8 protein-coding genes and 1 pseudogene are annotated in these 9,420 nt (G+C 61.1%); 6 read left to right on the plus strand and 3 right to left on the minus strand.

Annotation, left to right across the window (positions count from 1 at the left end):
• The first annotated feature begins 4 nt into the window (after window positions 1–4).
• From AB5Y95_RS03990 to AB5Y95_RS04005, 4 genes are all read left to right on the plus strand, one after another.
• A complete protein-coding gene (locus tag AB5Y95_RS03990; RefSeq protein ID WP_005301493.1) occupies window positions 5–427 on the plus strand; it encodes a MerR family DNA-binding transcriptional regulator in 423 nt (140 codons plus the stop codon).
• Between the two features lie 38 nt (window positions 428–465).
• Window positions 466–1,227 carry a transporter substrate-binding domain-containing protein gene (locus AB5Y95_RS03995; RefSeq protein ID WP_017784745.1) on the plus strand — a complete coding sequence of 254 codons (762 nt, stop codon included), beginning with the start codon at window positions 466–468 and terminating at the stop codon, window positions 1,225–1,227.
• Window positions 1,228–1,275: 48 nt separating this feature from the next.
• Window positions 1,276–4,176 carry a DUF748 domain-containing protein gene (locus tag AB5Y95_RS04000; RefSeq protein WP_368159554.1) on the plus strand — a complete coding sequence of 967 codons (2,901 nt, stop codon included), beginning with the start codon at window positions 1,276–1,278 and terminating at the stop codon, window positions 4,174–4,176.
• A gap of 659 nt (window positions 4,177–4,835) precedes the next feature.
• Complete coding sequence (locus AB5Y95_RS04005; RefSeq protein ID WP_368159555.1) at window positions 4,836–5,432, plus strand: acetate uptake transporter; 597 nt, start codon at window positions 4,836–4,838, stop codon at window positions 5,430–5,432.
• 82 nt (window positions 5,433–5,514) lie between these two features.
• On the opposite strand, the gene AB5Y95_RS04010 is transcribed toward AB5Y95_RS04005, so the two are convergent.
• Window positions 5,515–6,324 carry a zinc-dependent peptidase gene (locus AB5Y95_RS04010; protein WP_368159556.1) on the minus strand — a complete coding sequence of 270 codons (810 nt, stop codon included), beginning with the start codon at window positions 6,322–6,324 and terminating at the stop codon, window positions 5,515–5,517.
• 18 nt (window positions 6,325–6,342) lie between these two features.
• Window positions 6,343–6,780: a GNAT family N-acetyltransferase gene (locus tag AB5Y95_RS04015; protein WP_368159557.1), complete on the minus strand. Its 438-nt coding sequence runs from the start codon at window positions 6,778–6,780 to the stop codon at window positions 6,343–6,345.
• A gap of 316 nt (window positions 6,781–7,096) precedes the next feature.
• Between AB5Y95_RS04015 and AB5Y95_RS04020 the strand changes: the two genes are divergently transcribed.
• Window positions 7,097–8,596 carry a sodium:alanine symporter family protein gene (locus AB5Y95_RS04020; RefSeq protein ID WP_017764317.1) on the plus strand — a complete coding sequence of 500 codons (1,500 nt, stop codon included), beginning with the start codon at window positions 7,097–7,099 and terminating at the stop codon, window positions 8,594–8,596.
• A 179-nt stretch (window positions 8,597–8,775) separates the two neighbouring features.
• Here AB5Y95_RS04020 and AB5Y95_RS04025 read toward each other — a convergent pair.
• Window positions 8,776–9,129: pseudogene (locus AB5Y95_RS04025) on the minus strand (tyrosine-type recombinase/integrase); the annotation flags it as partial.
• Between the two features lie 104 nt (window positions 9,130–9,233).
• Between AB5Y95_RS04025 and AB5Y95_RS04030 the strand changes: the two are divergent.
• Window positions 9,234–9,420, plus strand: a 187-nt coding sequence (locus AB5Y95_RS04030; protein ID WP_139127921.1) for a helix-turn-helix domain-containing protein, incomplete at its 3' end; no start/stop codon positions are given.

Raw genomic sequence — 9,420 nt, forward strand, 5'->3', positions numbered from 1 at the left:
CGCCATGCCCAATACCCTCGCCCACGGACTCGCCGGCAAGGAGGTGACCTACAGCATCTCCGAGCTGGCTCACGAGTTTGACATCACCCCGCGCACCATCCGCTACTACGAGGACGAGGGGCTCATCACCCCGACCCGGGAGGGACAGACCCGCATCTACAGCCACAAGGACAAGATCCGCCTCAAGCTGACCCTGCGCGGCAAACGCCTCGGCTTCAGCCTGGCGGAGATCCGCGAGCTGTTCGACATGTATGACACCGACCGCTCCAGCAAGACCCAGCTCAACTCCATGATCCAGCTCATCGAAACCAAGCGCCACTCCCTGCGCCAGCAGCTGGAGGATATCCAGATGGTGATGGCCGAGCTGGAGGCGGCCGAGCAGCGCTGCGTAAATTCCCTTAACGGCTTGAAAACTGGCGCAGATTAACCGAATCTGGGGTTATTTACCCCCTCCCGGGAGCCCCGATGAAACGCTGGTGCTGGTTGTTGCTGCTGCTCTGCTGCGGGGCATGGGGCCACCCTGTGATCCGGGTCGGTGGCTACCCCTATGCCCCCTTTGTGATCAAGGATGCGAACGACGGCTATCACGGGCTGACCCTGGATCTTATTGCCCAGCTCAACGACATCCAGCGGGACGTGCGTTTCGTCTTCGTGCCCACCTCCGCCACTCACCGCTACCAGGCGCTGGCCCTCGGTCGTTTCTCCCTGATCCTGTTTGAAGACATCCATTGGGACTGGCATGCCGATGAGGTGCTGATGACCCGTCCGCTGCTGCTGGGTGGGGAGATCTATGTTGCGCTCAAGGCGCCGGGGCGGGATCAATCCTTCTTTGATCATCTGGAGCGACGCCAGCTGATCGGGGTCAGCGGCTATCACTACGGCATCGCCGACTTCGACGCGACACCGGGCAACATGAAGCGACGTTTCAACATCACCCTGGTCAAGGACAACGTCAGCGCCCTGCAGGGGCTGTTCAAGGGGCGCGGCGAGGTGGCCATCATCAACCTCTCCTACCTCAACCAGTTCGAGAAAGAACAGCCGGAACAGGCCGCACGACTGCTGCGATCGGACAAATGGGATCAGCAATACGCGCTGCGAGCCCTGCTCAGCCCGGATAGCAGAGTCTCGGTGCAGCAGCTGGAGCTGTGGCTGGATGCGCTGGAAAAGAGCGGAAAACTGGCAAGCCTCTGGACAAGGTACGGCGTACAGAATCAAGTGGCACCATGATAATGACCTGAAAGTTTGTTACCCTATGCGCATCAATTGGAGACCCTCATGCCCAAGCCCCTGCGTGCCTGCCTGCTGCGCTACGCTCTCTACTTCTGCGCCGCCCTGCTCTGTTCTCTGCTCATTCTGTTATGGCAAGCCCCCACCCTCACCCAGCGCCACCTGCCGGCCTGGCTGGCCAAACACTACGGTCTGCACCTGACCCTGGGGGAGATTGACGTCGGCCTGCGCCACCCCTCCCTCGCCATCGGCCCCACCACCCTGTTTGATGACCAGCAGCAGCCCCTCGTCGCCTTCGATCGCTTGCAGCTCACCCCCCTGATAGGGGAAAGCTGGCGCCAGCGCGCCCTGATCCTCGATGAGGCACTGCTGGTCAAGCCGACGGTCAATCTGGTGCGACTGGCGGATCACGGCCAAGACGCTCGCTTCAACCTGACCGAGGCGCTGGCCAGCCTGCTCGCACCGGGTGACGCCGCGACCACCGACAGCGGCGCCCCACTCCTGGTGCAGATCAACCGGCTGGCGGCCGAGCAGGGTCACATCACCTATCAGGACAGCCGCAAGCAGAGCAGCCCCGGCTGGGTGCCCACCCTGACCCTGAGCGGGCTCGACCTGCAATTGCCGACCTTCTCCACCGCCCTGGGCCGCGCCAACCCTTTCGTGCTCGGAGCCACCCTCAATAAGCAGAGTCCACTCAAGGCGTGCGGCGAGCTCGACATCATGAGCGGCGCCGGCAAGGGTAAGATCAGCCTGGGCAAACTGGCCCTCACCCCCTTCGCCCCGCTCTGGGCCCCCTATCTCGATATCAAGCTTGCCAGGGGCGAGGCCAACGCCGAGCTTGCCTACCAGATAGCCGAGGGCAAGCAGGGGCTGGGCTGGCAACTCTCCAAGGGCAAGCTGACCCTCAATGACTGGCAGCTTCAGCGCCGCAAGGGCGGCGAATTTGCCCGCTTCAAGCAGCTGGCGCTGACCGGCATCGCGCTCGACGGCAACAAGCAGGCGCTGCAGATCGACCGGGTGACGCTCAAGGCCCCGACCGTCAGTGCCGTGCTCGATGCCAACCAGCAGCTGGATCTGGCGACCCTGCTGATCCCGCAGCCGCCGGTCAAAACCAGTAAAGCCGCCAAACCGGCCGCCCCTGCCAAACCCTGGCGCTGGAGCCTCAAGCAGACCCGCATCGAACAGGGCCAGCTCAAGCTGACCGAATCGAGCAGCGGCAAGCCGCTGCTGCGCGAGCTCTCCGCCCTGACGCTGGCTCTGGGGCCGCTGGGCAGTCAGAGCGGACAGAGCAGCCCGCTCACCTTGAGCGGGGCGCTCAACAACCAGGCAAAACTGGACTTTGACGGCGACCTCGCCCTCGCCCCATTCAGCCTCAACGGCGAGATCAAACAACAGGGTCTGCCGCTCAGCTGGGCCCAGCCCTACCTGCAAGATCTGCTGCGCATCAGTGTGCGCGACGGCCAGCTTGCCAGCCGCACCAAGCTGGCGCTGGCCACCGATGCCAAGGGGGCATTGAGCAAGCTGGAGCTGAGCGGCGGGCTCGATATCGATCGACTCAACGTGCTGGATCGGGCCGACAACCAGCGCCTGCTGCAAATTGAGCAACTGCAACTGAGCGGCCTGCACTACGACGGCATCAGCCAGCAGGTGAAGATCGACGACATCCTGCTGCGCAAACCCTTCGCCCGCATCGAGATCAACGAGGACAGGGTCACCAACGTGCAGCAACTGCTGCTGCCGCAACCGGCCACGGGCAAGCCCGCCAGCAGCGGCCCGGCCCCCCGCGTCAGCATCGCCCAGGTGCGCACCGAGCAGGGCAACCTGCGCTTTGCCGATCGCAGCCTGAGCCCGGAATTCGTGGTGGACATCGCCTCCCTCAGCGGCCAGAGTCGCCACATCAGCAACATCCCGGGCCAGCGCTCCGAGCTGGCCTTCAACGGCAAGGTGGACCGCTACGCCCCGGTAACCATTCGCGGCGGCACCAACCTGCTGATCGAGCAGCCGGTGCTGGACGTGGCCGTCACCTTCAACAACCTGGAGCTCACCACCTTCACCCCCTACTCCAGCACCTACGCCGGTTACGCCATCGACAAGGGCCAGCTCTCCATGAAGCTCAACTACCAGTTGCACGGCAACCGGCTGGAGGGGGACAACGACATCACCATCAAGAAGTTGCAGCTGGGGGAAAAGGTCAAGAGCGAGCAGGCCAAGGATCTGCCGCTGGGGCTGGCGGTTGCCCTGCTGAGCGATGCCAACGGCGTCATCCAGATGAACCTGAAAGTGAAGGGCAATCTGGATCAGCCTGACTTCAGCCTCGGCAACATCTTCTGGGACGTGCTAGGCAACACCCTGCGCAAGGCGGTCACCTCCCCCTTCTCGCTGCTCGCCTCCCTCGCGGGTGGCAGCGAGGATCTGGACGAGCTGCCCTTCCTGCCCGGTGAGCCGGATCTCACCCCCACCCAGCAGCAGAAGCTGACCAAGCTGGCACAGGCCCTCAAGGACAGGCCCAAACTCAGCATGAACATTCGCGGCAAGGTCAACTTCAACGAGGAACGCCCCATCTTGCAGCGCCAGAAGCTCGAGAGGGTGCTGGCCAAGATCACCGGCAACCCGGTGGATCTCGATCTGCTGGAGCAGGACCCCGCCATGCAATCGGCACTGGCAGAGGCCTATGAGGCGCGTTTCAACGAAGATGTCGGGGATCTGGCCGATCGGCTGAAGCTCGATGAGGCGAGTCCGGCCCTGCGCGCCCAGGCGGTGCTCCTGCTGCGGGATCAGCAGCTCATCACCGCCAAGTCCCTGCGCAATCTGGCCATGCGCCGCGCCCAGAACACCAAGGAGTTTCTGGTAGACCGCCAGGGGATCGCGCCGGAGCGGCTGTTTGTGCTGGACAGCCAGGTCAGGGAGGCCGACAAGGAGGCCAAGGTGGTGCTGACCCTGGACGATTGAGCCGGTGACATCAGCAGGATGAGGGGATGCCATTCCCCCTCTTCTTTGGGATTGAGCCCTTCTTTCGAGGGCTGTTGCCGAGCACATGCCCGCGTTCCTTCTTTCCCCCTTCATCCGGCCAGCCCTCTCGGCTATCCAGCAACAATCTGCGTCACTGCATAAGGCCAACTGCAGAACCCAAGCTCGCGTTCAACACTTTATCACCCCCATCCTGACCCTTTGTTTCAGATATCCACCTCGTCAGCTCACTCGCCTGGCGCAATGCCCCTTGCTCAACCATGCCGAAGCCGCGGACAGGCAGTCAGGCTGCTTGTATTGAACCGGTTATTGACGCCTCTTGTCTGATGGCATATGAGCGTATTTTTTGGCCTCAGGTGTGCTCAGGTTTGGCGATGAAAATACGGTAGACAGCGCGGCTCAGCCCATCGCCTCGAGCTGTATGAAACTTTCAGAAACGTTCCGCTCAATACAATTTATCAACCTTGTCCGCACCATTCATTTACCTGCCATCTACCTGGATCGCACGAATGGTCAGCCGGGCAAAAGATTCCGTTATTTTTTTACTGTTTCGTCCCTTCCGCCTCTTGCCCGAGGCCAAGAGCCTGCCTAAAATCGCGCGTCTTTTATCAACCCCCACCTCTATTTTTGGAGAACGCCACGTGAGCGAAAAATTGGCCAACCCTGCCCCTCTGGGTCTGATGGGTTTCGGTATGACCACCATTCTGCTGAACATCCATAACGCAGGTTTCTTCCCCATCAGCGCCATGATCCTGGCTATGGGCCTGTGCTATGGCGGTCTGGCCCAGATCATCGCCGGTATCATGGAGTACAAGCGCGGCAACACCTTCGGTGTGACTGCCTTCATCTCCTACGGCACCTTCTGGTGGAGCCTGGTGTTCCTGCTGGTGATGCCGACCATGGGTCTGGCCGAAGCCACTCCGCACGCCTACATGGGCTGGTACCTGCTGATGTGGGGCATGTTCACCCTGTTCATGCTGATCGGGACCGTCAACTACCCGCGCGTGAAGCAGTTCGTGTTCGCCTCCCTGACCGTGCTGTTCTTCCTGCTGGCCGCCCGTGACTTCACCGGCAGCACCCTGATCGGCACCATCGCCGGTTTCGAAGGCATCATCTGCGGCGCCAGCGCCATCTACCTGGCCATGGCCACCGTGATCAACGAGCAGTTCGGCCGTACCGTGCTGCCGATCGGCGATCACAAAAAAGCCGCCGCCATTCAGCTCAAAGCCGCTGCCTAAGCACCCGGCCGACACAGCTGTCACGAAAAAGGCACCCCGCGGGGTGCCTTTTTGTTGGGCGCAATTTGCCAGGTTCACCCGACTAGCAGTGATACTCTGGCTCCCCCGCCAGCAGTCGGGTCGCCGGAAAACGCGTCGCCGGCTGCTGGCCGAAGAAGCGGGTGAACTGCTGGTACACCGCCGGATAGGTGTCGCGCAGGCGCAACGGATCGGTAAAAAAGCACTCGCTGCACACCGCCAAGAACTCGGCCGGGTGCGAGGCGGCGTAAGGGTCGATGGCGGTAGGCTCATGGCGATCCAGTTGCGCCTGCATGGCATCGAATGCTGCCTGCAGCGCACTCGTCCACTGGCGCGGATCCATGCCTGCCGGCAGCGGCGGCGCCCCGTCGGCCTCCCCTCCCAGCATGTCGAGCTTGTGAGTCAGCTCGTGGATCACCAGATTGAAGCCGTCCCAGTCACCGTCCTGCTGCAGCTCGCTCCAGGCCAGTACCAGCGGCCCCTGGGGCCAGGATTCGCCGGCGTTCTCCTCTTCCACCTCGCTCACCAGCCCGAACTCGTCCTGTACCTGCTGGCGGCGCACCACAGGCTCGGGGATCAGGATGATCTCGTGAAAGCCCCGATACCAGTCGAGCCCCAGATGGAGAATGGGCAGCACCGCCTGCAGGGCCAGCACCGCCTGCTGGCGGGGGGTAAGCGTCACCCCGATCTGAGTGAGGGTCTTGCGGGCCAGCAGCTGCTGCGCCAACCCGATCAGGGTCTGCTCCTCCTCCCGGGAAAAGCCCTGCAAAATGGGCACTGCGGCCAGGGCCTGCTGCCACTCCAGGGCATCCGGCCCATGTTCATCTTGCCGGGACGCACCACCAAACACACTTCGTAAGCGAGACCAGAACACGCAGACTCCTCTTGCTGATCAGACTGTTTTCACAAACCGTTTCGGACGCTCGACATACCCCTGCGCCAGATAGAAGCGATGGGCCCCTTCCCGCTTGAGGCTGCTGGAGAGCTCCAGCTGGCTGCACCCCCGCGCCTGTGCATGGCTCTCTGCCACGGCCAACAGGGCGGCCCCCACGCCGCTTCCCCTTGCACCCTCATCGACAACCAGCGCCGAGATCAGGCCCCACTCTGGTGCAACGTGCAGCGGGTTCAGCCAGTGCCACACCAAGACGCCTGCGATCCCCTCATCCAGGCAGGCCACCAGCACCTCGCGGCCCGGATCCGGCGTCAGCCAGCGGTCCTCCAGCTCCTGTGGGCTGACCGGGTAGCCCAGCTGGCCGAGCAAGTCGGCCATGGCGGCCACATCCCCGGCGCAGGCCGGGCGGATCACCGCCGTCTCTCTCTCTGTTTGCATCCTTGGCCTCGATTTTGCTCTGCTTCTCCCCCACGGGCATGCCGATGAAAGAGGAGATGATACCGGGTTGACACCGCATTTTGTCCAACCACATCACGATTTGTTAATGTCAATTCACAAATTAACAAGGTGACAACATATTTCGCTAGGAAGCCCTTGCACAAATCGATATGTTAAAACCCGCGGACTGGCCAGTGGAAACTTCCGCCACCGACCGGTCCCCAATCATAACGAGTGACTCCAGGGTCACCTGAAATTTAAGGGAGCGGGGCAGAGACCCCGCCAACAAGACAGCACAACAAAGGAGTTGTTGTACATGAATGAGATCGTCAATGCCATCAATGGTGTGATTTGGAGCCCTGCGCTCATCTACCTGTGTCTGGGGGTAGGCCTCTACTTCTCCCTGCGCAGCCGCTTTTTGCAACTGCGTCACATCAAGGAGATGATCCGCTTGATGTTTGATGGCAAGAGCACGGATGCGGGGGTCTCCTCCTTCCAGGCGCTGGCCATGACCCTGGCCGGTCGCGTCGGTACCGGCAACATCGCCGGGGTCGCCACCGCCATCACCTTCGGTGGCCCGGGCGCCCTGTTCTGGATGTGGATGGTAGCCTTCCTCGGCGCCAGCTCCGCCTTCGTGGAGTCCACCCTGGGTCAGGTCTACAAGGAGAAGATCAACGGCGAATACCGCGGCGGCCCGGCCTTCTACATCGAGAAAGGGCTCGGCATGAAGTGGTACGCCTGGACCTTCGCCATTGCCACCGTGTTTGCCTGCGGCGTGCTGCTGCCAGGGGTGCAGGCCAACTCCATCGGCGCCAGCCTGCAAAACGCGTTTGATATCGATCCGAACGTCACCGCCGCCGCTCTGGCACTGCTGCTCGGCTTCATCATCTTCGGTGGCGTCAAGCGTATCGCCAGCTTCGCCAGTACCGTGGTGCCCTTCATGGCGCTGGGCTACATCATCGTCGCCTGCGTCATCATCGCCCTCAACATCCATGCGCTGCCGGGCGTGATCCTGCTGATCTGGAAGAGCGCGTTCGGGATGGATGCCGGCTTCGGTGCCATTCTGGGTCTGGCCATCATGTGGGGGGTCAAACGCGGGGTCTACTCCAACGAAGCAGGCCAGGGTACCGGTCCGCACGCCTCCTCCGCCGCCGCGGTAAGCCACCCGGCCAAGCAGGGCCTGGTGCAGGCGTTCTCCGTCTACATCGACACCCTGTTCGTCTGCTCCGCCACCGGCTTCATGCTGCTCATCACCGGCCTCTACAACGTGCAGGGGCCGGATGGCGCGGCCCTCTACACCGGCATTGCCGGCGTGGCTGCGGGCCCGGGCTATGTGCAGACCGCCATGGAGAGCATGATGCCTGGCTTTGGCAGCATGTTCGTGGCCATCGCGCTGTTCTTCTTCGCGTTCACCACCATCGTTGCCTACTACTACATCGCCGAGACCAACATCGCCTACATCAACCGCAAGATGAATCGCCCCTGGCTCACCTTCCTGCTGAAGATTGCCCTGATGGCCGCCACTGTCTACGGCACCGTCAAGACGGCCGATCTGGCCTGGGGCATGGGTGACATCGGGGTCGGCCTGATGGCCTGGCTCAACATCATCGCCATCCTGCTGCTGCAAAAGACCGCCTTCACCTGTCTGAAAGACTACGAGGCCCAGCAGGCCCAGGGGCTGGATCCGGTGTTCCACCCGGAGAAGCTCGGCATCAAGAACGCCGACTACTGGTCTGGTCACCGCTCCGAAGACAACCTGGAGCAGGAGAAATCCGGTCACTCGTTTGAACCGGATCAGGATCGCAAGATCTCCTGATCGCTTAAGACTCACCCAACAAAAATGGCAGCCTCGGCTGCCATTTTTATTTCTTTAATTTCAATAATTTACATTTAAACCAATGGATTGGGTGCCACACAAGGGGACACTTCGGGACGTGAAAAGACACCAAAATTGGCAAAATGTGGACACTTGTTTCGACCCATTCTCGAGGAAGATCAAGCTGGTTTAAAATGGTTTTCTAGCGGGTTAAAGCGGACCGCATCATTAAGATAATCCGGTGCAAAGTGGGCATAGGTCATTGTCTGATGAATGTTCTGATGCCCAAGTATTTTTTGCAGTGCAAGGATATTTCCACCTGCCATCATGAAGTGAGAAGCGAACGTGTGGCGCAGCACATGAACCGCCTGCCCTGCTGGCAGATCAGGGGCAACTTGCTTGATCACGTCACGCACCAGCAGATAGTCAACGTCCTGAAATAAAGGACCACGACGAACACCCAGGGTGATCTCTTTCGCCAAGGCAACCGAGATGGGCACTGTCCGGTTCTTACCGTTCTTGGTGTTGATGTATGGAGATGGTATTCACCTGACAGTTGCCCACAAAAGGGAGTGGTCATACGGCTTCAAACCGGATAACAAAACGGTACCCCTACCGTGTTATCCGGAGTCACCGTATGACCACCAACGAGAAAGTAGCACGTCGTAAACTCAGCCTGCTAGAGCTCGCCAAAGAGCTCAATAACGTCAGCAAAGCCTGTAAGCTCATCGGCTACAGCCGCCAGCAGTTCTACGAGATCCGCCGTAACTACCAGACCTATGGCGCCGAGGGCTTGCTCGACAAACTCCCCGGCTGTAAAGGGG

It is taken from the genome of Aeromonas sp. R5-3, assembly GCF_040908225.1.
Classification (GTDB): domain Bacteria; phylum Pseudomonadota; class Gammaproteobacteria; order Enterobacterales; family Aeromonadaceae; genus Aeromonas; species Aeromonas dhakensis.

What these genes read in the sequence shown, in the direction of transcription:
- AB5Y95_RS03990 (WP_005301493.1), top strand. Translation starts at nt 5, where the DNA reads ATGCCCAATACCCTCGCCCACGGACTCGCCGGCAAGGAGGTGACCTAC.
- AB5Y95_RS03995 (WP_017784745.1), top strand. Translation starts at nt 466, where the DNA reads ATGAAACGCTGGTGCTGGTTGTTGCTGCTGCTCTGCTGCGGGGCATGG.
- AB5Y95_RS04000 (WP_368159554.1), top strand. Translation starts at nt 1,276, where the DNA reads ATGCCCAAGCCCCTGCGTGCCTGCCTGCTGCGCTACGCTCTCTACTTC.
- AB5Y95_RS04015 (WP_368159557.1), bottom strand. Translation starts at nt 6,780, where the DNA reads ATGCAAACAGAGAGAGAGACGGCGGTGATCCGCCCGGCCTGCGCCGGG.
- AB5Y95_RS04020 (WP_017764317.1), top strand. Translation starts at nt 7,097, where the DNA reads ATGAATGAGATCGTCAATGCCATCAATGGTGTGATTTGGAGCCCTGCG.